We start from the raw sequence: 24,773 nt of genomic DNA, 5'->3' as shown, positions 1-24,773 counted from the left end.
TCCCGGGATGTCGAGTGGCGGGAGCACCGTGCGGATCGGCGAACTGAGCAAGCGCACCGGCGTCGCGGTGCCGACGATCAAGTACTACCTGCGCGAGGGGATGCTCCCGCCCGGCGAGCTCACCAGCCCCAACCAGGCGCGCTACGACGAGACCCACGTGCACCGGCTGCGCCTGGTGCGCGCGCTGATCGACGTCGGCGGCCTGCCGGTCGCCACCGTCAAGGAGGTCCTGACCAGCGTCGACTCGCCCTCCGACGACATCGAGAAGCTGCTCGGCACGGTCCAGCACGCGCTGTTCCCCGGGCCGCCGCCCAGTTCGGCCGCGACGCAGGCCGCGGCCGAGGACGAGGTCCGCGCGCTGATCGGCGAACTCGGGTGGTACTGCCGCGACAACCACCCGGCGGTCAGCGCGTTGGCCACCGTGCTGGTGTCCGCGCGGGCCCTGGGCCACAGCGAGTTCCTGGACACCGTCCGCCGCTACGTGACCGTCGCCGAGCAGATCGGGGTGGTCGACCTGGACTACATCGTCGACCGGCTCGGGGTCGACGGCATGGTGGAGAGCGTCGTGGTCGGCACCGTCCTCGGTGACACCGCGCTGATCGCGCTGCGCCGGTTGGCCCAGGTGAGCGAGTCGGCCAAGCGCTTCCCGGACCGCCGCAGGCCCGCCGCCCCCGCGTAGGCGCTGTCCGGCAAGTCAGGCACGCGCTATCCGCGCCCGCGCACCCAGCGACCACGCGGATCACCGAACCCACGCACCAGACCTACCGGACAGCGCCTAGCCGCGGCCCAGGACGCGGAACTCCGGGGCGACCCGGGCGAACAGGCCGCGGCGACCGGTGTCCTCCTGGTCGATCGGGACCGTCACGCTGACCACCCAGAGGTCCTTGTCGATCGGCAGCACGTTGGCGATCGAGGCCCGGTTGACGTCGCTGCCGGTCGCACCGGCGGCCACCGCGTCGACGCTGCGGTAGGTCAGCTGGCTCGACGGTTCCGGGGTGCCGTTGTCCAGTTGGGTGTTGCCGACGACCCGGAAGCCGGGGGTGCGGCTGGACAGGACCCGCAGGTACTGCTCCACCGCGTACTTCGGGTAGAAGTTCGGGAACCGCTCCACCACGATCTCCGAGGTCCCGTCCGGCGACACCCAGTGCACCCGGGTGCTGTTGGGCAGCGTCCGCGCGCTGCGCTGCTCGACGAACTTCACCCAGTCGCCGGGGACCGGGACGCTGAAGCTGCCGCCCTGCTCACCGGCGAGGGTCGCCGCGTCGGCGGTGCGCACGGCGAGTTCGCGCAGCGGCGCGGCGGCCTGCTGGGAGGCGACCGGGGCGCTCACCGGCAGGACCGGCTGCCCGGCGACCGCCCTGGTCAGCGCGAACCCGCCGACCGCCGCGGTCGCGAACAGCGCCACCGACACCACCCCCAGCAGCACGGCCACCCCGCGACCGCGGCGGCCGCCGGTGCGCTCGAACGGCAGCGGCCCGGGGGTGGACGCCAGCGGGATGCCGGTCTCGGTCGGCCCGTCGAGCGGCACGGCGGGCCTGGTCACCACTGTCGGCGCTTCCTCTGGCGGGGTCGGGTCCAGCCGCAGGCTCTCGTAGACCGGGCTGCCCGGCGCGGGCATCAGCGGGTACAGCCGCTCGCGGACCTCGCGCAGCGACATCCGCGCCGCCGGGTCCTTGACCATCAGCCCCATGATCACCTCGCGCAGCGGCCCGTCGTGCTCCGGGCGCGGCACCTCGCCGTTGACCACCTGGCCGACGATCTCCATCGCCGGGGCGTCGGCGTCGTAGGGCGCGTGCCCCTCGACGGTGGCGAACAGCGTCGCGCCCAGGCCCCACAGGTCGGCGTTCGGGGTGACCGCGCCACCGGAGGCGATCTCCGGGGCGATGTAGCAGGGCGAGCCGAGCATGATCCCGGTGCTGGTCAGCGTCCGCTCGGACAGGTTGCGGGCGATGCCGAAGTCGGTGAGCTTCACCTGCCCGTCCGGGCTGACCAGCACGTTGCCCGGCTTCACGTCCCGGTGCACCACCCCGGCGCTGTGCGCCGCGGAGAGCGCGGCGGCCACCGCGTGCCCCACGATCGCCGCCTGCTCCACCTCGAGCGGCCCGTTCGCGGTGACCAGTTCCGCCAGGCTCGCCGCGACCAGGAACTCCATCACCACGAACGGCTCGTCGTCCTCGAGCGCCACGTCGTGCAGGGTGATCACGTTCGGGTGCGAGACCACCGCGATCGCCCGCGCCTCGCGCAGGGTCCGCTCGCGCAGCTCCTCGATCTCCTCGACCGGGGTGTCGTCGGCGGGCAGCCGCACCTGCTTCACCGCGACCGGGCGGCGCAGCAGTTCGTCGTGGGCCTCCCAGACGGTTCCCATCGACCCCTGGCCGAGCAGCTTGCGCAGTCGGTAACGCCCTGCGACCAGGCGTTGGGACGGTTCGGGGGCGGACACGGGCGACATTGTCACCCACCCGGCCGTGGGCCACGGGTGAAAGTCGAACGTAGCTCGTTCTTACCTGCGGGTAACCGCGATCAGGCTCACACACCGCCCACCTGGTGCGCACTGCGGGTTTCCGTAGCATCACTGGGCATGACGGCCCCCGAGTTGGTCTTGGCAGGTGAGTTCCCCGCCGCCGACCACGCGCGCTGGCAGAGCCTGGTCGAACGGGTCCTGCGCCGCGCCGACGCCGTGCCCGAGGGGCACGACCGGCCGGTGGAGGACCTGCTCGCGTCGAGGACCTACGACGGCATCGAGGTCAAGCCGCTCTACACCGCCGCGGACACCGCCCCCGCCACCGGCTACCCCGGTCTGCGCCCGTTCACCAGGGGCTCCCTGGCGGGCGGCCACATCGCCACCGGGTGGGACGTGCGGCAGCGCCACGCCGACCCGGCGACCACCGCGCGCGACGTCCTCGCCGACCTCGAGAACGGCGTCACCTCGCTCTGGCTGGTGGTCGGCGCCGCGGGCACCCCGATCGCCGACCTGGGCACCGTCCTGGCCGACGTCTACCTCGACCTGGCCCCCGTCACCCTCGACGCCGGGCCGGACTACCGCGCCGCGGGCACCGAACTGCTGTCCCTGTTCGCCGACCGCGGCGTCCCGCACGGCGACGTCGTGGGCAACCTCGGCGCCGACCCGCTCGGCTGGCAGGCCCGCACCGGCGACCCGGCGGACCTGGCCGAGTTGGCCGACTTCGCCGTCCAGGCCCAGCGCTACCCGCGGTTGCGCGCGATCACGGTCGACGGCCTGCCCTACCACCAGGCGGGCGGTTCGGATGCCCAGGAACTCGGCGCCGCCCTGGCCACCGCGCTGGCCTACCTGCGCGCGCTGACCACCGCGGGCGTCGACGTCGACACCGCCATCGGCCTGATCGAGTTCCGCTTCGCCGCGACCGCCGACCAGTTCCTCACCATCGCCAAGTTCCGCGCGGCGCGCAGGCTCTGGACCAGGGTCGTCGAGGTCGTCGGCGCCCGCCCGGTCGGCCAGCGCCAGCACGCGGTCACCTCCCCGGCGATGCTCACCGCGCGCGACCCGTGGGTGAACATGCTGCGCACCACCCTGGCCGCCTTCGGCGCGGGTGTCGGCGGCGCGGACGCGGTCACCGTGCTGCCGTTCGACTCGGCCATCGGCCTGCCGGACGCCTTCGCCCGCCGCATCGCCCGCAACACGCAGTCGGTGCTGCTGGAGGAGTCCCGGCTCGCGGGCGTGATCGACCCGGCGGGCGGCTCCTGGTACGTCGAGGCCCTCACCGAGGAACTGGCCAAAGCCGCGTGGGCCTGGTTCACCGAGGTCGAGCGCGCGGGCGGCCTGCCGAGCGCGCTGGCCAGCGGCCTGGTCGCCGACCGGCTCGCCGCCACCTGGGCCGAGCGCGAGCGCAACCTCGCCACCAGGGCCGACGCGATCACCGGGGTCAGCGAGTTCCCCAACCTCGCCGAACGCGCCCCGGTCCGCACCCCCGCGCCGCCCGCCCCGACCGGCGGCCTGCCGGTGCACCGCTACGCCGAGGCGTACGAGGACCTGCGCGACCGTTCCGATAGGACACTGGCCGAGACCGGCGCGCGGCCGCGGGTCTTCCTCGCCACCCTCGGCCCGGTCGCCGCGCACACCGCCCGCGCCACCTTCGCCGCCAACCTGTTCCAGGCGGGCGGTATCGAGACCCCCGACGGCGGCGTGATCACCGACGCGGAGACCGCTGCCGCGCGCTTCACCGGCAGCGGCGCCGCCGTGGCGGTCATCTGCGGGTCCGAGAAGTCCTACGCCGAACTGGCCGCACCGGTCGCCCAAGCGCTCAAGGCGGCCGGGGCCGTCCGGGTCTTGCTGGCGGGCAAGGAATCCGAGCAACACCGGCAGTCCGGAGTGGACGGATTCGTGTTCACCGGCTGCGACGCGCTCGCCGTACTGCGCGACACCCTGCGCACCCTGGGAGACCCGGCATGACCATCCCCGACTTCGGCGCCGTCGAGCTCGGCGAGCCGACCCCCACGACCACCGCCGAGGACTGGCGCGCCGCGCTGCGCGCCCAGGCCGACACCGACGTCGACGGGCTGACCTGGGAGACCCCGGAGGGCATCGCCGTCAAACCGGTCTACACCGCCGAGGACACCGCGGGCCTGGACTTCCTGCGCACCTACCCGGGGATCGCGCCCTACCTGCGCGGCCCCTACCCGACGATGTACGTCAACCAGCCGTGGACCATCCGCCAGTACGCCGGGTTCTCCACCGCCGAGGAGTCCAACGCCTTCTACCGCCGCAACCTCGCCGCCGGGCAGAAGGGCCTCTCGGTCGCCTTCGACCTGGCCACCCACCGCGGCTACGACTCCGACCACCCGCGCGTGGCGGGCGACGTCGGCATGGCGGGCGTGGCCATCGACTCCATCTACGACATGCGCCAACTCTTCGACGGCATCCCGCTGGACAAGATGAGCGTGTCGATGACCATGAACGGTGCCGTGCTGCCGGTCCTGGCGCTCTACGTCGTCGCCGCCGAGGAACAGGGCGTCGCGCCGCAGCAGCTCGCCGGGACCATCCAGAACGACATCCTCAAGGAGTTCATGGTCCGCAACACCTACATCTACCCGCCGGGCCCGTCGATGCGGATCATCTCCGACATCTTCGCGTTCACCTCGCGGAACATGCCCAAGTACAACTCGATCTCCATCTCCGGCTACCACATGCAGGAGGCCGGGGCGACCGCCGACCTGGAACTGGCCTACACCCTCGCCGACGGCGTCGAGTACATCCGCGCGGGCCGCGACGCCGGGCTGCCGGTCGACTCCTTCGCCCCCCGGCTGTCGTTCTTCTGGGCCATCGGGATGAACTTCTTCATGGAGGTCGCCAAGCTCCGCGCGGCCCGGCTGCTGTGGGCGCGGCTGGTCAAGGGCTTCGACCCGGCCGAGGACAAGTCGCTGAGCCTGCGCACGCACTGCCAGACCTCCGGCTGGTCGCTGACCGCGCAGGACGTCTACAACAACGTCGCCCGCACCTGCGTCGAGGCGATGGCCGCCACCCAGGGGCACACCCAGTCGCTGCACACCAACGCCCTCGACGAGGCGCTCGCGCTGCCGACCGACTTCTCCGCGCGCATCGCCCGCAACACGCAACTGCTGCTGCAGCAGGAGTCCGGCACCACCCGCGTGATCGACCCGTGGGGCGGCTCGGCGTTCGTCGAGCGGCTCACCTACGAGCTCGCCGCCAAGGCGTGGGGCCACATCAGCGAGGTCGAGGCCGCGGGCGGCATGGCCAAGGCGATCGACGCGGGCATCCCCAAGCTGCGCATCGAGGAGGCGGCCGCCCGCACCCAGGCGCGCATCGACTCCGGGCGGCAACCGGTCATCGGCGTCAACAAGTACCGGCTCACCGACGACGAGCAGATCGACGTGCTCAAGGTCGACAACGCCGGGGTGCGCGTCCAGCAGCTGGAGAAGCTGCGGCGACTGCGCGCGGAACGCGACAACGACGCCGTCACCGGCAAGCTCGACGCGCTCACCCGCGCCGCGACCGGCGAGGGCAACCTGCTCGAACTGGCCATCGACGCCGCCCGCGCCAAGGCCACCGTCGGCGAGATCTCCGAGGCCCTGGGCAAGGTCTGGGGCAGGCACGCCGCGCAGATCCGTACGATTTCCGGCGTGTACCGCGACGAGGTCGGCAAGTCCGGCGAGGACGACACCGTCGAGCGGACCCGCGCCGTCGTCGACGCCTTCGCCGAGGCCGAGGGGCGGCGGCCGCGCATCCTGGTCGCCAAGATGGGCCAGGACGGGCACGACCGCGGCCAGAAGGTCATCGCGACCGCGTTCGCCGACCTCGGCTTCGACGTCGACGTCGGCCCGCTGTTCTCCACCCCCGGCGAGGTCGCCCGCCAGGCCGTCGAGGCCGACGTGCACGTCGTCGGGGTCAACTCGCTCGCCGCTGGCCACCTCACCCTGGTGCCCGCGCTGCGCGGTGAGCTCGCCGAGCTCGGCCGCGACGACATCATGATCGTCGTCGGTGGCGTCATCCCGCCGCAGGACTTCGACGACCTGCGCGCCGCCGGTGCCGCCGCGATCTTCCCGCCCGGCACCGTCATCGCCACCGCGGCCGCGCAGCTGCTGCGCACCCTCGCCGAGCGGCACGGGCACGAGCTTGGCTAAACCGCTCGACCTCGACACCTACGCCGACGGCGTCCGCGCGGGCGACCGCGCCGTGCTGTCGCGGGCGATCACGCTGGTCGAGTCCCGCCGCGCCGACCACCGCGCCCTGGCGCAACAGCTGCTGGTCCGGCTGCTGCCGCACGCGGGCGGCGCGCACCGGGTCGGCATCACCGGGGTGCCCGGCGTCGGCAAGTCGACCTTCATCGACGCGCTGGGCACCAACCTGACCGCCGCGGGCCGCACGGTCGCCGTGCTCGCCGTCGACCCGTCGTCCACCCGCACCGGCGGCAGCATCCTCGGCGACAAGACCAGGATGTCGCGGCTCGCGGTCGACCCGGCCGCGTTCATCCGCCCGTCCCCGACCTCGGGCACCCTCGGCGGCGTCGCCAGGGCCACCCGGGAGACGATCGTGCTGATGGAGGCCGCCGGGTACGACACGGTGCTGGTCGAGACCGTCGGCGTCGGGCAGTCCGAGACCGCCGTGGCCAACATGGTGGACTGCTTCCTGTTCCTCACCCTCGCCAGGACCGGCGACCAGCTGCAGGGCATCAAGAAGGGCGTCCTGGAGCTCGCCGACGTCATCGCGGTCAACAAGGCCGACGGGGACCACACCACCGAGGCGGGCAAGGCCGCCAGGGAACTGGCCAGCGCGCTGCGGCTGCTGCGCAACCCGGCCGCCACCTGGACCCCGCCGGTGCTGACCTGCAGCGGCCAGGAGAACCGCGGGCTCGACGAGCTGTGGGAGCGGGTCGAGCAGCACCACACCGCGCTCTCGGCCACCGGCGAGCTCGCCGAGAAGCGCAGGCAGCAGCAGGTGGACTGGACCTGGTCGATGGTCCGCGACACCCTGCTCGCCCGGCTGCACGACCACCCGGCCGTCCGCGCGCTGACCCCCGGGGTGGAGCAGGACGTGCGCGCCGGTCGGCTCACCGCGACGCTGGCCGCCGAGATGATCCTTTCGGCCTTCGCGGACAGTGACCGCGCCGACTAACCTGGTGACCGACTCTCTCCCCGACCTGGAGGGCCGGCCTTTGTCCGTCCGCGTGTCTCGGCTGCTGTCCGCGGTGCTCCTCGGCGTCCTGCTCGCACTGGGGACCGCCGTGGGCACCGCCTCCGCCCACCCCGTCCCCGGGTCCACCGCGCTCGCCGGGTCCACCGCGCTCGCCGGGTCCACCGCGCTCGCCGGGTCCACCGTGCCAGCCGGGTCGACCGTGCTTGCCGGGTCCACTGTGCTTGCCGGGTCCACCGTGCTGGCCCGGCAAACCACCGCCCCCGGCGTCGACATCCCGTCCGCGCCCACCGAGTCCGACGCCGACAAGGCGAAGAACAAGCTGGTCGTGGGGGTTGTCGCGGTCGTCCTGCTCGGCCTGGTGATCTACGGCAACCGGGTGCGGGCCAAGCGCAAGAAGGGCTGACGCCCGGCGTTCACCCCGGTACGCGCACCGGTCGTCTTGATCAACTACCAGTGCGGCCGAACCCGACCCGACCGTTGGTCGCAGCCGCGCTACCGCGGGCCGTACAGCGCCCGGAACCGGCCTGGGTGACGCCCGCCATAGGGCAGGATCGAAGACAAATGGAGACCGCAACAACGACCGAGAAGACCATCGCCGGAGGGGTCGCGTGACTGTGTTGGATTCGCGGCCCGACCTGCCGTTCGAAGGTGGCCGGGGTACCCGGGTGGCCAAGTCGGGCCCGGAGTCCGCCGTGCTGATCACCCCCAGTGGGGTCACTATGCCCCCTGTGGAAGATCTCGGTGCGGGGCGCGGGCCCGCGTGGCTGGACCAGTGGCTCGCCGCCAACGCCGCCGACGTGCTGGCCTGGTTCCGGCACATCCACGCCCACCCCGAGCTGTCCCGGCAGGAGTTCGCCACCACCGAGCTGGTCGCTGGCCTGCTCAAGTCGTTCGGCCTGCAGCCGGAGCTGCTGCCCGGGGGTACCGGCCTGATCTGCGACATCGGCACCGGTGAGCGCTGCGTGGCGCTGCGCGCGGACATGGACGCCCTGCCGATGACCGAGGCCACCGACCTGCCCTACGCCGCGACCGCCCCCGGTGCCGCGCACGCCTGCGGCCACGACGCGCACACCACGATCCTGCTGGCCACCGGCATCGCGCTGGCCTCGGCCCCGTCGCTGCCCGGCCGCGTCCGGCTGATCTTCCAGCCCGCCGAGGAGGTCATGCCCGGCGGCGCCCTGGAGGTCATCGACGCGGGCGGCCTCGACGGCGTGGAGCGCATCTTCGGCCTGCACTGCGACCCGCGCACCGAGGTCGGCCGGGTGGGCACCCGGGTCGGCGCGATCACCTCGGCCACCGACCTGCTCGAACTGCGCCTCACCTCCCCGGGCGGGCACACCTCCCGCCCGCACCTGACCGCGGACCTGGTGCACGCCCTCGGCACCGTCATCACCGGCCTCCCGGCCCTGCTGTCGCGCCGGGTCGACCCCCGCTCCGGCACCGTCCTCGTCTGGGGCGCCGTGCACGCGGGCGACGCCCCCAACGCCGTCCCCCAGGACGGCTTCCTCCGCGGCACCCTCCGCACCGGCGACCACGACGTCTGGGCCGACCTCGAGCCCCTGGTGGAGGGCCTGGTCCAATCCCTACTCGCCCCCACCGGCGTCGGCTACGAACTCCAACACCGCCGCGGCGTACCTCCGGTGATCAACGAGCGCGAGAGCACCCAGTACCTGCGCACGGCAATCGAATCGGCGCTCGGCGAGGACGCACTGGCAGGCACGAAGCAGTCAGCGGGCGGCGAGGACTTCGGCTGGTACCTGGAACACATCCCCGGCTCCTTCATGCGCCTCGGCGTCTGGCCGGGCGAAGGCCCCATGCGCGACCTGCACCAGCCGACGTTCCAACTCGATGAACGCGCCCTTCTGGCGGGAATTCGAGTGATGACGCACACGGCACTTGCCGCCTTGAGTTGACGGCGGGTTGGACTCCCCGGGGGCTCACGTGCAGAACGTGGGCTCCCGGGTTTTTCTTTGCGGGCCTGTGCTTCACAGTTGGCGCTGTCGTCGATGATGCTGCAGCCCCGCAGTCGAGCCGACCATGACGGTTCCGGTTGTCCACAACGCCCGTTGTTGTCCACAGGCTGATGCTTGCTGCTGCCGTTGTGCCGGTGCCCGCCGATAGGCTGTGCATTGGGGGTTTCTTGGTTAGTTGATCTTCAGGTTGTAGCGGTTGCCTGCATTGGCCGCCGCAGCGAGCTTCTTGTTTGTCCACAACGTCTGCGGTTGTCCACAGGCTGTGGCTGCTGCTGTCGTTTTGTCGGGCTCTCTCGGTAGGCTGTATATCGGGGGCTTTTGATTCAGTTGATCTTGGCGCATGCCCGGGTTGGGAGTGCGGGGCAAGGGATTCGGGCCTCCGCCTTCGGCTCCGGTGGACGCCTCGTCGCCTGGCGGCAACATCGGCGGGAAACGCGATAATGCGTTCAGCTCGATGGGGCGAACTTGTTTTGCGCGGGGCCCCTACAACACCCGTGGCAGGACCGCAAAGCAGGGGCCGAAAAGCATGGCCCTGCCGCGAACGACGCTACGGGTGTTGTCCCCCACGCAAAACAAGTCCGCCCCATCGAGCCGGCTTGGCACCAGCGAGTCCGACTGTCCAGGTGCTGGGTTGGCAGGGCCGACGAGGGCGGGCTGGGCTGGCACCGCCAGGTCCGAGTGTCCAGTGGCTGAGCAGGCGGGCTGGGGCAGACCTGACGGAAGCTGGGCTGCTGTCGGCGATTCCGGGTGGTAAGGGCTTGGGTTGTCGGAGTGGGGCAGGTTCAGGTGTGGGCAACTGCGGTGGAGTGGTGGTGGCGCAGCCTGCCAGCACAAGCAGGACCGTCCACAAGGGAGACCTCGTCAGAGAAGTGAAGGTGCGGCGGGGTTTTGCCGGTCATGTGGGGGAGAGCAGGTCGTCGATCTGGTGCTGGAAGTGGTCTGCGTCGCGGCCCTGTGCTCGGCATAAGTCCACCGCCTCCTGCCAAGCCGTGGCCGCATGCTCCTGTTGGCCAACAGCGCGATGGGCATGGCCAAGGCGGTCGAGGATTTCTATTGGGCCTGCGGTGTCGCCTAGTTCGCGGAGCAGGGTCAGGGCGGCGCTGTAGTGGCTGATGGACCGGTGGTGGTTGCCGGTTTGGTGCTCGATGTAGCCGAGGCTGTCGAGGGTGTTGGCTTCGCCGTGCGGTTGGCTGATCTGGCGGAAGAGGGCGAGTGCGGCTTCGCAGTGGTCGCGCGCGGTGTCGTAGTCCTCGGTGCGGGCGGCGTACCAGCCCACCGCGTTGAGGGCCTCGGCTTCCCAGGCCGGGTTCTCCTGGAGCCGGAACAGGCGGAGCGCATGCACAGCGTGTTCCAGTGCCCGGTGGTCGTCGCGTTGTTCCCACGCCAAGGCCAAAGCGTGGTGTGTGGCCGCCTGGTGGTAGTCGAGGTTGGAGTTCTCGGCGGCGGTGAGGGATCGGTGCAGGTGTTCGACCGCTTGGTCGTGCCGACCGGACGTGGCGTGGCTGTGGCCGAGGAATCGGTGGGCGATGGCGATGGTGGCCGGGTCGGGGAGGTGTTCGGCGGCGGCAGCGGCGGCTTGCCACACGGTCAGTTCGTCGTCGCGGTGCCCTCTCCACCGGTGGAAGGCGGTCAGCGCGTGGGCCACGTGGTAGACGGTCTGGTGGCGGTGGTCCGAGGCGGCGGTGCGTTGTGCGCTCAGCAGGTGGGGGTGGTGCGCGTCCAGCCACGCCAACGCGGCGGGGAGGTCGGCCACCAAGAGCGGCCCGGCGTAGACCTCGACGCTCGCCGGGTCGAGGAAGCGGTCGGCCGCTTGGGCGGTGTGGAGGTAGAAGTCCACGACCCGCTCCAAGGCGGACCGTCGAACCTGTTCCGAGAGGTGCTGGTGTGCGCTGGTTGTCGCGTAAGCGCGGATCAGGTCGTGCATGGTGTAGCGGCCGTTCGGTCGGCGGTCGAGCAGCGCGTGGTCCTCGAGGACCCGCAGGGTCGCGGCCGCGGAAGCCTTGGGCACACCGCTCAGGGCCGTGGCCGCCGGGAGGTCGATGTCCGGGCCGGGGGCGACACCGAGCAGGGCGAACACCTGGCGCTGTTGTTCGGTGAGGTGCCGCAGGGACCAGGACAGCACCGAGGGCAGGCTGGCCGCGGGGTCGGTGTCGTGGGCGAGTGCCGCCAGCCCGAGTTGGCCGAGCTCGTCAGCGAGCTCCGCCAACCGGATCGACGGGCGGGTGGCGGCATCGCGGGCGGCGATCGCCAGGGCCAGCGGGTGCCGCCCGCACAGGTCGATCAGCTGGTCCGCCGCGTCGGGTTCCGCCGCCACCCGGTGCTCGCCGAGCCGCGCGGTCAGCAGGTCGGCCGCCTCGGCCCGCGGCAAGACGTCCAGGCGGAGGTGGTGGGCGCCGTGCCGGTCGATCAACGACGGCAGGACGGCGCGGCCGGTGACCAGGACAGTGCAAGTCGGGCTGCCGGGCAGCAGCGGGATGACCTGCTCGGCGGTGGCGGCGTTGTCCAGCAGGACCAGCATCCGGCGCCCGAAGGTCAGACTGCGGTACAGCGCCACCCGCGCGTCCGGGTCCGCGGGCAGCCGGTCGGGGTCGACCCCCAGCGCGGTGAGGAAACCGAGCAGCGCGTCGTCCTGCGCGGTCGGGCGGCGGACCGGGCTGAACCCGTGCAGGTCGACGAAGAGCTGCCCGTCCGGGAACCGGTGCAGGTTGTGGTGCGCCCACGCCAGGGCGAGCGTGGTCTTGCCGATGCCGCCAGCGCCGCCGATGACCGAGATCGCGACCGCGTGCTCGTGCCCGAGCGCGCGGCTCAAGTCGGCCAGTTCACGGACCCGCCCGGTGAACGACCTCGGCGCGCCGGGCAGCTGACGCGGTACCACCGGTGGCCTTTCCGCGGACGACGCGACAAGCGCGCTGTCGGCCGACAGGATGCGCTGGTGCAGCGCCTGCACGTCCGGTCCGGGATCCGTGCCCAACTCCTCGGCCAGCTGGGTGCGCAACTCCTGGTACCGGTGCAGGGCCTCGGCTTGGCGGCCACTGCGGTACAGCGCGAGCATCAACTGTCCCGCGAGTCGTTCGTCCCACGGGTACCGGGCGGCCAACGACGTCAGGTCGTCCACCAGTTCCGTGTGCCTGCCCGCGCTGAGTCGCAGGTCGGCGTGGTCGAGCTCCGCGGCCAACCGCTGCCGGTCCAGCCCGGCGCGCACCGACCGGACCCACGGTGTGTCCAGGCCCGCGCACAACTCCCCGCGCCACAACGCCGACGCCTCGCCGAACAACGCCACCGCGGCGGTGCTGTCGGCATTGCCCGCCTCGGCCACCAGCCGCCGGAACCGGTGCAAATCCACCGCGTCGCGGTCGACGAGCAACTCGTACCCGCCCGTCCCGCGCACGAGGTCGGCCGTCCCGGTGGGTCGCAGGACCCGGCGCAGGTGGGACAGGTAGCTGTAGAGGGTGTCCCGTCCGCTGGACGGGACCTGCTCGCCCCACACGCGGTCGAGGAGCTGGTCCACCGACAGCCGCTGGCCGATCTCGATCAGCAGCGCCGCGAGCACGTACCGCTGCCGGGCGTGGCCCACCTCGACGGGGCGGCCGTCGACGAACACCTCGACCGGGCCCAGCACGCGGAAGTCCCCTGCCATCGCCGGTATCCCCCCACCCTCAGCCGCCGCACCGCGGTCGAGCACCGGCCGCGGTGGATGATCACGATCGGCAACGTAAAGGAAGCCTTGGGCATAGCGGGCGCTGGGGTGCCCGAACCCCGGTTCGCGGACCCGGCGCACGCGATCCGGACCAACCGTCCACAAAGGAACGGCCGCGCCCCCGGGGGAGCGCGGCCGCGTCGATCACCAGAAGTGGGCCACGTCAACCACGATCCGGGTCCCGCCCCCGTCGCGCGGCAGGGCGAACGCCCGGAACGGCAAGCGAGCCCGCACGCCGAGGCCGATCGTCGACTGGCCTTCGAAGTCCCCCGCCGCGACGACCTGGCGGAAGGTCTGCCAGCCCGCCACGTTCACGAGTTCGCGGGGGTTCGCGGGCCAGTAGGTGATCGTCCCATCATCCTCGTGGGACGCGCCGAACACCGACACCTGCAACTTCCCCGCGCCGCGGGTGGGGATCAGCACGCCGGACGGGTCCTGGATGATCTCGTCCACATAGGTCACGTGGAAGCCGTGCGGGCCCGGGCCCGCGAGGTCGATCACCAGGCGGTCGTAGCAGTCCTGTTGGCCCGCGCGGACGTTCACCAAGCGGCCGAGCTCGTGGGTGCCCGCGGTCTTGGTGCCGGAGCCCCAGGTGATGCCGCAGTACGGGGCGGCGGTGGCCGCGGCAGGCGCGACCACCGCGATCGATAGGGCCATCACCGCGGCGGCGATGACCGAGACGACGCGTTTCATCGAAGCAACTCCCCTCTCACCACCGCCGTCCGCCAGGTGCCCACCCCGCAGACGGCGATGTCATACGGATGGGTGACCTGTCAGGTGCACCAGCGGGTGATGAGTGGCCATGCCGGTCTCCTCGCTCCGGCCGACGGGCGGTCGGTGAGCGGTAGGCCGGGGTCGGCCACACCTAGGAGACGCGCGACACAGCTGAGCGTTGTTCAGCTCGCGGCGGCTGGCCCGATCCCGCTACACGGTCTCGTGCGCAGGTCCTCCACGTAGTCCGCGGGCGCCCCCGCCGCCTCCGCCGCGTCCGCCACGACACCCAGGTAGCGGGCCGAGGGGAGGCCCCCCTCGTAGGCGTCGAGGACGTAGAGCCAGGAGAGCACCGAGCCCTCCAGGGTCTGCACCCGCAGCCGGATCTTGGAGTGCAACCCCAGCTCGGAGCCCTCCCACCGGTCCAGGTTCTTCTCGTCGTCGGTGACGTCGTAGAGCACGACGAACACCTGCGAGTCCGGGTCCTCGACGATGGTCGCCAACGCACCTTCCCAGCCGAGGTCTTCACCCCCGAAGGTCAGCCGCCAGCCGACGAGCCACCCCGTCCCGGCCATCGGCGAATGCGGGGCTCGCTGCAACATCTGGCCTGGATCCATGTTCGACCCGTAAGCGGCATAGAGCGGCACGCCGGACAGCCTAGCCACACCGTGCGGTGTCAGCAGGCAGCCGCGCGCAGGGATCACCTTTTCGCGGCCACCCCCGACCCGGTTGAGCCGCCCCGGCTACCGTGTTCGCGGGTACACGCGCGGGTGAACGGAGGACCAGGTGACCCGGATCGTGATCATGGGCGGCGGGCCTGCCGGGTACGAGGCCGCCCTGGTGGCCGCCCAGCACGGCGCCGAGGTGACCGTGGTCGAGCGGGACGGTCTCGGTGGCGCCTGCGTGCTCTACGACTGCGTCCCGTCCAAGACCTTCATCGCCTCCGCTGGCGCGCGGGTCGCCTTCCGCGACGCCGATGAGCTGGGGATCGGCACCGACGACGTCGACTCGACGGTGCACCTGCCGGTGGTCAGGGGCCGGGTGCGCGGGCTGGCGCTGGCGCAGTCCGCCGACATCCGCAACCGGGTGCAGCGCGAGGGCGTGCGGGTCGTCAGCGGCACCGCGCGGTTCTGCGACGACCGCACCGGCATGGCCGCGCACCGGGTCGCCGTGGAGTCCGGCGGCGTCACCGAGGTGCTGCCCGCCGACGTCGTGCTCATCGCCACGGGGGCCACCCCGCGGGTGATCCCCGGCGCCGAGCCGGACGGGGTGCGGGTGTTCGACTGGCGCCAGATCTACGACCTGCCCGAGCTGCCCGAGCACCTGGTCGTGGTCGGCTCCGGGGTCACCGGCGCCGAGTTCGCCTCCGCGTTCATCGAGATGGGCGTCAAGGTCACCGTCATCTCCAGCCGCGACCGGGTCCTGCCGCACGAGGACGCCGACGCCGCGGCCGTGCTGGAGGAGGTGTTCTCCGAGCGCGGCACGACCCTGGTCAAGCACGCCCGCGCGGAGAAGATCGAGCGCGACCGCACCGGGGTCACCGTGCACCTCAAGGGCGGCGAGGTGGTCCGGGCCAGTCACGCGCTGATGACCGTCGGCTCGGTGCCCAACACCGCCGACATCGGGCTCGAGAAGATCGGCGTCGAGCCCGGCCCCGGCGGGTTCATCACCGTCGACCGCGTCTCGCGCACCGGCATCCCCGGTGTGTACGCCGCGGGCGACTGCACCGGCGTGCTGATGCTCGCCTCGGTCGCGGCCATGCAGGGCCGGATCGCGATGTGGCACGCGCTCGGCGAGGGCGTCGCCCCGATCAAGCTCAAGACCGTCGCGGCGAACGTGTTCACCCACCCGGAAATCGCCACCGTCGGCATCAGCCAGCAGGCCATCGACAGCGGCGAGGTGCCCGCGCGCACGATCACGTTGCCGCTGGCCACCAACGCCAGGGCGAAGATGGAGGGCCTGCGCCGCGGGTTCGTGAAGCTGTTCTGCCGCCCGGCGACCGGCGTGGTCATCGGTGGGGTCATCGTGGCCCCCAGCGCCAGCGAGTTGATCCTGCCGATCGCCCTCGCGGTGCAGAACCAGTTGACCGTCGACGACCTCGCGCTCACCTTCTCGGTGTACCCCTCGCTGTCCGGTTCGATCACCGAGGCGGGCCGCCAGCTCATGCGGCACGACGACCTCGACTGAAATTCGCCCAGTTCGATGGTTTGTGCCCCAACTTCACACTTTCGTGCCTATTGTGGTGCGGTTCGCTGCCTTCTCAGTTACCAGATTTACACGAGAAAGAGTGAAACCCCGGCACCGCTCTTTCGATAGACCTACTGAGCCGGTACCCCTGGGGAACCCAACCGTTACGTACGGAGGCTGGCCATGCGTCGGACCGAGTGCCCGGAATGCCTGGGCTCAGGACTCGCCCCCAACCGCAAGGACTTCTGCCCGCGCTGCGGCGGGATCGGACAGATCCCGCGCCTGTGGATGGATTTCCTCGCACCGCGGACCCCGGGTAGAACCGGGGTCTGAGCGACGGGTCCACACCGTTCGGGTCACCCCTGGAGGCGGGGGTGGCCCGAACGGCGGTCCCGGCGCGATTCCGCGGACCGGCGGATTTCGCCCGTACACGTTACGGAACGGTCACGCGGGATAACGGGCCACCGACGCGCGGCGACCTTGGGTGCGAGTTCCCCCGCATCGAGAGGCAGGCATCCCAGCCATGTCACAACCAGACCCGTACGGTCAGGCGCCCGCGCAGCAGCCCGGTCACCCCGTCGACCCGAACAGCGGCCAGTTCCCCGTCGCGCCGCCGCCGCAGGCCTACGCCGGTCAGCAACCCTATGGCGCGCAGCAGTTCGCGCCGATGCCGCAGCAGGTCGTCGTCGCCCAGTACGGTCCCGCGCCGCAGAACGGCCCCGGCACCGGCGGTTTCGTCACCGGACTGCTCGGTCTCATCTTCGTCTGGGTGCCTTTCGTCGGGCTGATCCTGGCCATCATCGGCGTCGCGCTCTCCGGGGTCGGCATCGCCAAGGCGAACCGGGGCGAGGCCAACAACAAGGGCCTGGCCATCGCGGGCCTCACCTGCGGCGCCATCGCGCTGGCGACCTGGATCCTGCTGCTGATCGCGGTGTCCTCGGTGGTCGTCTGAGCCGAGCGGCACGCCGCGGCTAGGGGGCGGCGGCACCGCTTGAGTCTACTGTGGACTCATTCGGTGCCGGTGTCGTCGTCCACCCAGTCCAGCGTGCGGGTGACCGCCTTGCGCCACTGCCGGTAGAGCCGTTCCCGCTCGCCCGCGGGCATGTCCGGTGTCCACTCCTTGTCCTTGGCCCAGTTCGCGCGCACGTCCTCGAGACCGCCCCAGTAGCCGACGGCCAGCCCGGCGGCGTACGCGGCGCCGAGCGCGGTCGTCTCGGCCACCACCGGGCGGATCACCGGCACGTCGAGGAGATCGGCCTGGAACTGCATCAGCAGTTCGTTGCCCACCATCCCGCCGTCGACCTTGAGCGCGGTGAGCGGCACCCCGGAGTCGGCGTTCATCGCCTCGATGACCTCCCTGGTCTGGAACGCGGTCGCCTCCAGCACCGCGCGCGCCAGGTGCCCCTTGGTGATGAACCGGGTCAGGCCGACGATCGCCCCGCGCGCGTCGGAGCGCCAGTGCGGGGCGAACAGGCCGGAGAACGCGGGGACGAAGTAGCAGCCGCCGTTGTCCTCGACCGAGCGGGCGTGCTCCTCGATCTCCGCGGCCGAGCCGATCATGCCCAGGTTGTCGCGGATCCACTGCACCAGCGAACCGGTGACCGCGATCGAGCCCTCCAGCGCGTACACCGGCGCCTGGTCGCCGATCCGGTAGCAGACCGTGGTGAGCAGGCCGTTCTCGCTCATCACCGGCTCGGTCCCGGTGTTGAGCAGCACGAAGTTCCCGGTGCCGTAAGTGTTCTTGGCCTCGCCGGGGGACAGGCACGCCTGCCCGAAGGTCGCCGCCTGCTGGTCGCCGAGGATGCCCGTGATCGGCACACCAGCCAGCGCGCCGCGCTCGCGCACCTTGCCCAACTCGGCCGACGACGAGGCGATCCTGGGCAGCATCGACAGCGGGATGCCCATCTCCGCGGCGACGTCGGCGTCCCAGTCCAGAGTGGACAGATCCATGAGCAGCGTGCGGGACGCGTTGGTCGGGTCGGTGGCGTGCACCCCGCCGTCGACCCCGCCGGTCATGTTCCACAGCAGCCAGCTGTCCATGGTGCCGAACAGCAGGTCGCCCGCCTCGGCCCTGGCCCGCGCCCCGTCGACGTTGTCCAGGATCCAGCGGATCTTGGGGCCGGAGAAGTAGGTCGCCAGCGGCAGCCCGGTCTTGGCCCGGTACCGCTCCTGCCCGCCGCCGAGGTCGCCGAGCGCGGTCGCGATCTTGTCGGTCCTGGTGTCCTGCCAGACGATGGCGTTGTACACCGGTTGCCCGGTCTTGCGGTCCCACACCACGGCGGTCTCGCGCTGGTTGGTGATCCCGACCGCCGCGATGTCGGTGCTGTGCAGGTCGGCCTTGGCCAGCGCGCCCGCGACCACCGAGCGGGTGTTGTCCCAGACCTGCACCGGGTCGTGCTCCACCCAGCCCGCGCGCGGCAGCACCTGGGTGTGCTCGCGCTGGTCCACCGCCACCACCTCGCCCGCGTGGCTGAACACCATGCACCGGGTCGAGGTGGTGCCCTGGTCGACTGCGGCGACGTACTGGGTCATCAGGTCCTCTTTCTCAGGGCGGGTCGGTCACGCGGGTAGGACGCGGGCGAGCAGGCCCGCCAGGACGGCGCCGAGCAGCGGGCCGACGACCGGCACCCAGGCGTAGCCCCAGTCGGCGTCGCCCTTGCCGCGGATCGGCAGCACCGCGTAGGCCAGCCGGGGCGCCAGGTCGCGGGCGGGGTTGATCGCGTAGCCGGTTGGCCCGCCGAGCGAGGCGCCGATGCTGATCACCACGAACGCCACCGCCGCGTAGCCCAGCGCCGCGTTGCCGAACTGCGGCAACCCGCCGCTGCCCAGTTTCACACCCGGGCTAGTCAAGATCCAGAAGACCAGCACGAACGTGCCGATCACCTCGGTCACCAGGTTCCACGGCAGGTTCCGGTGCACCGGCGCGGTCGCGAAGACCCCCAGCGTGTTCTCCGGTTCGTCGTGCGCGTCGAACTGCAGCTTGTAGGTCAGCCAGCACAGCACGGCGCCGATGAACGCGCCGACGAACTGGCCGAGCAGGTACGCGGGCACCTGCGCCCACTCGAGTTTCCCCGCGCTGAGCAGGCCGATCGTGACGGCCGGGTTGAGGTGCGCCTGGCTGGGCGCGGCGATGCTGGCGCCCACGAACACCGCGAAACCCCAGCCGATGTTGACCAGCAGCCACCCGCCCCGGTGCCCGAGCGAGCCGCGCAGGACGGTGTTGGCGACCACGCCCGCGCCGAGCAGGATCAGCGCGGCGGTGCCCAGTAGTTCCCAGAGGACGATGTGCCAGAAGCTCATGGAGACTCCCTCGCACTGCCGGTGGCGAGGTAGGCGCGGCCGGTTCGGGGGACGGTCGGGGACGGGGACGTGGCGGCGGTGCCCACCCTGAGTGAGATCGGACGTTACCCCCGGTTCGCTCGACTGTCCACGGGTTGACTGCTCAACCGGCCCGGGGCGGGTAGCGTGGTGCAGGTCGAACGACCCCTCGGCCCGCGCTGGGAGGCGATCATGGCCAGCGGCAAGCCCACCGACCCGATCTCATCGTCCACTTCGGACAGCCGGACGCCCGGCGGCAGGCTCGGGCCAGCCGAGCGCGCGCTCGCCTGGCAGCGCCTGGGCGCCGAGGCGTTCGACGTCGTCGTGGTCGGCGGTGGCGTGGTCGGCGCGGGCGTCGCGCTCGACGCCGCGACCCGGGGCCTGCGGGTCGCCCTCGTCGAGGCGCGCGACCTCGCCTCCGGCACGTCCAGCCGCTCCAGCAAGCTGTTCCACGGCGGGCTGCGCTACCTGGAGCAGTTGGAGTTCGGCCTGGTCCGCGAGGCCCTGCGCGAGCGGGAGCTGATGCTCACCCGGTTGGCTCCGCACCTGGTGAAGCCGGTCAGCTTCCTCTACCCGCTCACCCGCAGGCTCTGGGAACGCCCGTACACCGCCGCCGGTCTGCTCCTCTACGACACCATGGGCGGCGCCCGCTCGGTCCCCGGCCAGAAGCACCTGACCCGCGCGGGCGCGCTGCGGATGGCCCCCGCCCTGCGCCGCGGCTCCCTCATCGGCGCGATCCGCTACTACGACGCCCAAGCCGACGACGCCCGCCACACCGCCACCGTCGCGCGCACCGCGGCCCACTACGGCGCGGTCGTGCGCACCTCGACCCAGGTGGTCGGCTTCCGCCGCGAGGCGGACCGGGTCAGCGGCGTGCGCGTGCGCGACGTCGAGGACGGCGCCGAACTCGACATCCGCGCCGACGTGGTCATCAACTGCACCGGCGTGTGGACCGACGAGCTCCAGCGCGCCTCCGGCAGCCGGGGCCGCTTCCGGGTCCGGGCCAGCAAGGGCGTGCACATCGTCGTCCCGCGCGACCGGATCGTCGCCGAGACCGGTCTGATCCTGCGCACGGAGAAGTCGGTGCTGTTCGTCATCCCGTGGCGCAACCACTGGATCATCGGCACCACCGACACCGACTGGAACCTCGACCTGGCCCACCCCGCCGCCACCGAGCACGACATCGACTACCTGCTCGAACACGTCAACTCGGTCCTGGCGACCCCGCTGACCCACGCCGACATCGAAGGCGTCTACGCCGGTCTGCGGCCGTTGTTGGCGGGCGAGAGTGAGGAAACCTCGAAACTCTCCCGCGAACACGCCGTCGCCCGTGTCGCCCCCGGTCTTGTCGCCATCGCCGGCGGCAAATACACGACTTATCGGGTAATGGCGGCGGACGCGGTAAACACAGCAGCGGTAGACCTTCCCGGCAGGCTGCAACCCTCCATTACCGACCAGGTCCCGCTATTGGGCGCCGACGGCTATCACGCCTTGGTCAACCAGGCAGATCTACTAGCCACCAAATGGTCCCTACACCCTTACCGGGTCCGCCACCTGCTCGACCGTTACGGCTCCCTCTTGCACGAAGTCCTCGCCTGCGCGGCAAACCGCCCGGAGCTCCTCAAACCCATCGACAACGCCGCCGACTACCTCCAGGTCGAGGTCGTTTACGCCGCGGCGGCGGAAGGGGCTCTGCACCTGGAAGACGTCCTCACCAGGCGCACCCGGATCGCCATCGAGTACCCCCACCGAGGGGTCGGCTGCGCCCGCCAGGTCGCCCGGTTGATGGCCCCGGTGCTCGGCTGGGACGAGGAGCAGGTCGACTGGGAGATCTCGGTCTACCAAGCCCGCGTCGACGCCGAGCGGGACTCGCAGACGAAACCGGACGACACCGCCGCCGACAGCGTCCGCGCCGGTGCCCCGGAACCCCGGCGCCACCTCGCGGAGCCGATCGCCTGAGTCAGCCGCTCGGCAGCAGAGCGGCGACGTGGTGGTGCAGGCGCCGGGTGTCGGTGGGGGAGATGGTGGTCCACGCCTCGCCGGTGTCGGTGGTGGTGCGGGTCTGCAGGTAGCGGCCGTGCGCGGTGTCGAAGTAGCTGACCACCCGGTCGGCCCGGTGCCGCCTGCCCCAGCGGTCGCGCACCGCGGCGCCGAACTGGCCGTGGGCGCGCAGCGGGGTGATCATCTCCGCCAGCGTGCTCGCGTCGTCCGCGCGCACCCCGCGCGCCCGCAGCCCGGAGGCGAGCGGATCCGGTGCGGCGGCCTCGAAGTCCACCGTCGGCACCGTGACCGACCGGCCGGGGCCGGGCGCGACCGGGGGCAGCACGGACAGCGCGTGCCGGGGCAGACCCGTGGCGTCCGCGGCGCACAGGGTGATCGTGTCCTCGGTCATCGTCGCCAGCACAGCGCGATCCGCGCGCGCCGCAGCCAGCACCCGCACCGGACCTTCTGTCCACAAGCGACCGTCGACCTCGCGCTCCGGCCGGTCGAGCAGCGACAGCAACGACTCCAGCAGCGGGTCGACCCGCCCGGGCCTGCCGAGTCCGCGCTCGGCCAACCCGCTCCAGGCCCGGTCCACCAGGTCAGCCCGCTCGGTGTCGGTGCGCCCCGGTGAGGGCACCTCCAGCACCAGCGGCACCGGCTCGACGCCCAAGTGCTCGGTGAGGACGTCGAACTCCAGCGCCGTGACCGTCACGGCGGTCACGGCTCAGCCGCCGATCACGCCGGGCGGGAGGTTGTGGTCCTCGCCGTAGAGGGTGACCGACTCGGTGACCGGCTCCTCCTCGCGCGCCAGGTCGCGCCTGCGGCCACCGAGGGTGCGGCTCGACGAGGACGACGAGGTGGTCGAGTTGTTGTTGGTGTTGGACTCGGTGTTGTCGAACCACTGGCTGGACCCCAGCGTCTCGGCGCCAAGCCTGCGCATCGCGAGCTTGTCGTTGCCGCCCATCGGGGCACCGCCACCCGCCGCGCCCGCGCCGGTCGGGGCCATCGGCGTCGCCGCCGCGTTCGCCCCCGAGGCCGCCAGCCCCTGCCCGGTCGCCCCGGAGGACGACCCGTCCGCGCCGATCGCGGTCCCCGACATCGGGCCGCTGAGGCCGTTCCCACCGCCACCCAGCAGCCGCGACGACGTCCCGCCCGCACCGCCGCGCGAGTTCACCCGCTCCTCGTCCGACCCTCCGGACCGACCGGACGAGCCGAGGCCGATGACCGAGCCCTCCGGCGCCATCGGGGCGGCACCGCTGAACATCCCCGGCGCCACGACCGGCCTGCGCACGATCTCCGGGGCGTCGCCCAGGGCGGCCGCCGAGACGCCGATGCCCTGACCGCCGCCGCTGCCACCCCAGCGGGGGTTGTCCGAATGGCCACCACCAGTGGGGCCGTGGGGAGCGTGGTAGTTGGGCGGCCGGTACTGCTCCTGCGCACCCGCGGGCGGCGCGGACACCGCACCCGCCAAAGAGGTCTGCGAGGACTGGCCGATGCCGTCACCGCGGTGGCGCTGGTCGTGCGAGTCGCTGCCCAGCAGGTCGGCCGGACGCGGGAAACCGCGCCGAGCGTCCAGGTTCGTCTTGGTGCTGAGCTCGTAGGCCGCCATGACCTCGAAGGCCTTCTGCGCGCCAGCCGAGCGGGCCGCCTCGACGGCCTCGGAGTCGTTCTGCACCGCGGCGATCTGCATCGCGGGCGCCAAAGCCGGATCCGGCGCCGCCGTCGACTCGCCCTCGGGTGCGGGCATCTCGGCGCGCGCGGTCGCGATGTAGTCGCCCTGGTTCTCCACGGCCACGCGCATCGCGGCTGACTCGTCCGCCGCGGTCCGCGCCCACGACACCAGCGCGCCCAACCGGTCCTTCGCCGCCCCGGCCGCCCGACCGGCCCACACCGCGGTCGACCCGTCCAGCCCCGCAGCCAGGTCGTGGCCGACCTCGTGCAGCGTGGCGGTCAACTCGGTCCACCGCCGCGACGGCTCGGCGGAGGCCTGCGCCCCGGGGCCGTCGTGCAGCATCAGGTACAGCTCCTTGTGGCTGTACCCGCGCCAGCGCCGCGCCGCGTTCGACTGATCGGTCATCGCTCGTCCCCTCCTCAGCCGCCGGTGCCCTGCTGCGTCACGGTCGCGGCGTTGTCCTCTTCGAGCAGCCGGTACTGCGCGGCCACGCGGTCGAGGGTGTGCACCGCGGTGTCGAGCTGGGCGCTGTAGGCGCGCAGGGCGTCCAACGCCGCGCGCTCGCTGTCGACGGTCAGCCGGTTGACCCCACCCGCGGCGTCGAGGCTCACCGGGTCCTTCGCCCACGAGTCGACCCGCAGGCCGGTCTCGCCCAGCTCCAGCTGCCGGTCCACCCGCGCCTTCGCGTCGGCGAAGGCCGAGCGCAGCGCGGGAACCGCCTCCGGGGTGATGTCCAGCAGGTCCGTCCGCTGGTCACGGCCGTGTCCCCCGCCGTGCCCGTGCCCGCTGCCCCCGTGCCCGCCGTGTCCTGGTGGCACCATCGCCTCCCACACCTGTTGCCGGATCCCCGTCACTACCTGTGGTGCACTAACTCTATCGAGCCGTCACGATCGGTTGCGACCATTCCCCTGTGCTTTCGTAGACGTGCACCGGATCGGCTGGGTTCCGTTCCCGGCGAGCTACCCACGGTCTATCCAACGACCGGCGCACCCGGGGCGTTACGCGCCACCAGGACGACCATGTCCGGGGGAAGGGCCAACCCGTGGTCACGCAGCGTGGAGAAGCCCAACTTCGCGGCCACCCGCCCGGAGGCTTCGTTGCCGCGGGAATGCTGGTAAGTGATCTCCTTGAGCCCCAACCCGCCGAACGCGAACCGCAGCACAGCCGCCAAAGCCTGCGTGGTCACCCCCTTACCCCGCGCGTCGGGATGGGCCCACACCCCGGCCTCGGCGGTACCCGCGTCGAGGTCGACCTCCTTGAGCAGGACCTCCCCGAGCATCACCCCGGTCACCGGGTCGGCCACCGCCCACGAGTACCGCCGATCGGCCAACCAATCGGCCTCCCGCCTGGCGATGTAGTCCCCGGCCCCCGCCAGGTCAACGACCCGGATGTGCGGCAACCACCGCACGAACTCCGGATCGGTGAACCCCTCCAAGATCCGCGGCCGATCATCGAACCGAGCATCGTTGCGCAGCGCCCGCAGGTAGTACCCACCCGCATTGATCTCCACCGGCTCCACGGCCAGCACGCTACCGCGCCGCCCCGCGCCCCACGGAACAACCGCCCCCACCCAGACACCCGTCGCGGGCCAACCGCAGCCCAGCC

General features: G+C 72.0%; 19 protein-coding genes. 9 read left to right on the top strand and 10 right to left on the bottom strand.

Features of this window, described 5'->3' with window-relative positions:
• Positions 1 to 7 precede the first annotated feature (7 nt).
• Entirely contained in the window at positions 8 to 679 is a 672-nt protein-coding gene (locus LV75_RS24175; protein WP_253889278.1) for a MerR family transcriptional regulator, read from the top strand.
• A gap of 96 nt (positions 680 to 775) precedes the next feature.
• Here LV75_RS24175 and LV75_RS24170 read toward each other — a convergent pair whose 3' ends face one another.
• Positions 776 to 2,449, bottom strand: a complete 1,674-nt coding sequence (locus LV75_RS24170) for a serine/threonine-protein kinase (RefSeq protein WP_372504223.1) — start codon at positions 2,447 to 2,449, stop codon at positions 776 to 778.
• A 129-nt stretch (positions 2,450 to 2,578) separates the two neighbouring features.
• Between LV75_RS24170 and LV75_RS24165 the strand changes: the two genes are divergently transcribed.
• The 5 genes from LV75_RS24165 (at position 2,579) to LV75_RS24145 (ending at position 9,540) form a co-directional block, all read left to right on the top strand.
• A complete protein-coding gene (locus LV75_RS24165) occupies positions 2,579 to 4,426 on the top strand; it encodes a methylmalonyl-CoA mutase family protein (RefSeq protein WP_253889277.1) in 1,848 nt (615 codons plus the stop codon).
• Entirely contained in the window at positions 4,423 to 6,615 is a 2,193-nt protein-coding gene (scpA, locus tag LV75_RS24160) for a methylmalonyl-CoA mutase (protein ID WP_253889276.1), read from the top strand. The genes LV75_RS24165 and scpA overlap by 4 nt, the downstream gene beginning before the upstream one ends.
• Entirely contained in the window at positions 6,608 to 7,606 is a 999-nt protein-coding gene (gene meaB / locus LV75_RS24155; RefSeq protein WP_253889275.1) for a methylmalonyl Co-A mutase-associated GTPase MeaB, read from the top strand. Before scpA ends, meaB begins: the two co-directional genes overlap by 8 nt.
• Before the next feature lie 52 nt (positions 7,607 to 7,658).
• Entirely contained in the window at positions 7,659 to 8,030 is a 372-nt protein-coding gene (locus LV75_RS24150; RefSeq protein WP_253889274.1) for a hypothetical protein, read from the top strand.
• A 205-nt stretch (positions 8,031 to 8,235) separates the two neighbouring features.
• Positions 8,236 to 9,540: an amidohydrolase gene (locus tag LV75_RS24145; RefSeq protein ID WP_253889273.1), complete on the top strand. Its 1,305-nt coding sequence runs from the start codon at positions 8,236 to 8,238 to the stop codon at positions 9,538 to 9,540.
• A 955-nt stretch (positions 9,541 to 10,495) separates the two neighbouring features.
• Here LV75_RS24145 and LV75_RS24140 read toward each other — a convergent pair.
• The 3 genes from LV75_RS24140 to LV75_RS24130 all read right to left on the bottom strand — a co-directional run bounded on the left by LV75_RS24140 (position 10,496) and on the right by LV75_RS24130 (position 14,655).
• Positions 10,496 to 13,237, bottom strand: coding sequence for an AfsR/SARP family transcriptional regulator (locus LV75_RS24140; protein ID WP_253889272.1), 2,742 nt, complete (start codon positions 13,235 to 13,237; stop codon positions 10,496 to 10,498).
• 204 nt (positions 13,238 to 13,441) lie between these two features.
• Positions 13,442 to 13,990, bottom strand: a complete 549-nt coding sequence (locus LV75_RS24135; protein ID WP_253889271.1) for an AMIN-like domain-containing (lipo)protein — start codon at positions 13,988 to 13,990, stop codon at positions 13,442 to 13,444.
• Between the two features lie 203 nt (positions 13,991 to 14,193).
• Positions 14,194 to 14,655, bottom strand: coding sequence for a gamma-glutamylcyclotransferase family protein (locus LV75_RS24130; RefSeq protein WP_253889438.1), 462 nt, complete (start codon positions 14,653 to 14,655; stop codon positions 14,194 to 14,196).
• 139 nt (positions 14,656 to 14,794) lie between these two features.
• On the opposite strand from LV75_RS24130, the gene LV75_RS24125 reads away from it, so the two are divergent.
• Both LV75_RS24125 and LV75_RS24120 read left to right on the top strand, forming a co-directional pair.
• The gene (locus LV75_RS24125) at positions 14,795 to 16,195 is read left to right on the top strand and encodes an NAD(P)H-quinone dehydrogenase (protein ID WP_253889270.1); all 1,401 of its coding nucleotides are present in this window, start codon (positions 14,795 to 14,797) and stop codon (positions 16,193 to 16,195) included.
• 523 nt (positions 16,196 to 16,718) lie between these two features.
• Positions 16,719 to 17,147 (top strand): DUF4190 domain-containing protein, encoded by a 429-nt coding sequence (locus LV75_RS24120; protein WP_253889269.1) that lies wholly within the window; start codon positions 16,719 to 16,721, stop codon positions 17,145 to 17,147.
• Between the two features lie 56 nt (positions 17,148 to 17,203).
• Here the strand turns inward: LV75_RS24120 and glpK are convergent, their stop codons facing one another.
• Positions 17,204 to 18,727, bottom strand: a complete 1,524-nt coding sequence (glpK, locus tag LV75_RS24115; RefSeq protein WP_253889268.1) for a glycerol kinase GlpK — start codon at positions 18,725 to 18,727, stop codon at positions 17,204 to 17,206.
• Positions 18,728 to 18,754: 27 nt separating this feature from the next.
• Positions 18,755 to 19,495, bottom strand: a complete 741-nt coding sequence (locus tag LV75_RS24110; protein WP_253889267.1) for an MIP/aquaporin family protein — start codon at positions 19,493 to 19,495, stop codon at positions 18,755 to 18,757.
• Between the two features lie 210 nt (positions 19,496 to 19,705).
• Between LV75_RS24110 and LV75_RS24105 the strand changes: the two genes are divergently transcribed.
• Positions 19,706 to 21,472, top strand: a complete 1,767-nt coding sequence (locus LV75_RS24105; protein ID WP_253889437.1) for a glycerol-3-phosphate dehydrogenase/oxidase — start codon at positions 19,706 to 19,708, stop codon at positions 21,470 to 21,472.
• A 1-nt stretch (position 21,473) separates the two neighbouring features.
• Here the strand turns inward: LV75_RS24105 and LV75_RS24100 are convergent, their stop codons facing one another.
• The 4 genes from LV75_RS24100 to LV75_RS24085 form a co-directional block, all read right to left on the bottom strand.
• The gene (locus LV75_RS24100; protein ID WP_253889266.1) at positions 21,474 to 22,217 is read right to left on the bottom strand and encodes an ESX secretion-associated protein EspG; all 744 of its coding nucleotides are present in this window, start codon (positions 22,215 to 22,217) and stop codon (positions 21,474 to 21,476) included.
• A gap of 3 nt (positions 22,218 to 22,220) precedes the next feature.
• Positions 22,221 to 23,573: a hypothetical protein gene (locus tag LV75_RS24095; RefSeq protein WP_253889265.1), complete on the bottom strand. Its 1,353-nt coding sequence runs from the start codon at positions 23,571 to 23,573 to the stop codon at positions 22,221 to 22,223.
• A 14-nt stretch (positions 23,574 to 23,587) separates the two neighbouring features.
• Entirely contained in the window at positions 23,588 to 23,989 is a 402-nt protein-coding gene (locus LV75_RS24090) for a transcriptional regulator (protein ID WP_253889264.1), read from the bottom strand.
• Positions 23,990 to 24,138: 149 nt separating this feature from the next.
• The gene (locus tag LV75_RS24085) at positions 24,139 to 24,738 is read right to left on the bottom strand and encodes a GNAT family N-acetyltransferase (RefSeq protein ID WP_253889263.1); all 600 of its coding nucleotides are present in this window, start codon (positions 24,736 to 24,738) and stop codon (positions 24,139 to 24,141) included.
• Positions 24,739 to 24,773 lie beyond the last annotated feature (35 nt).

Source organism: Actinokineospora diospyrosa (genome assembly GCF_024171925.1).
GTDB lineage: Bacteria > Actinomycetota > Actinomycetes > Mycobacteriales > Pseudonocardiaceae > Actinokineospora > Actinokineospora diospyrosa.
This window is presented reverse-complemented; position numbering and strand designations above follow the sequence as displayed.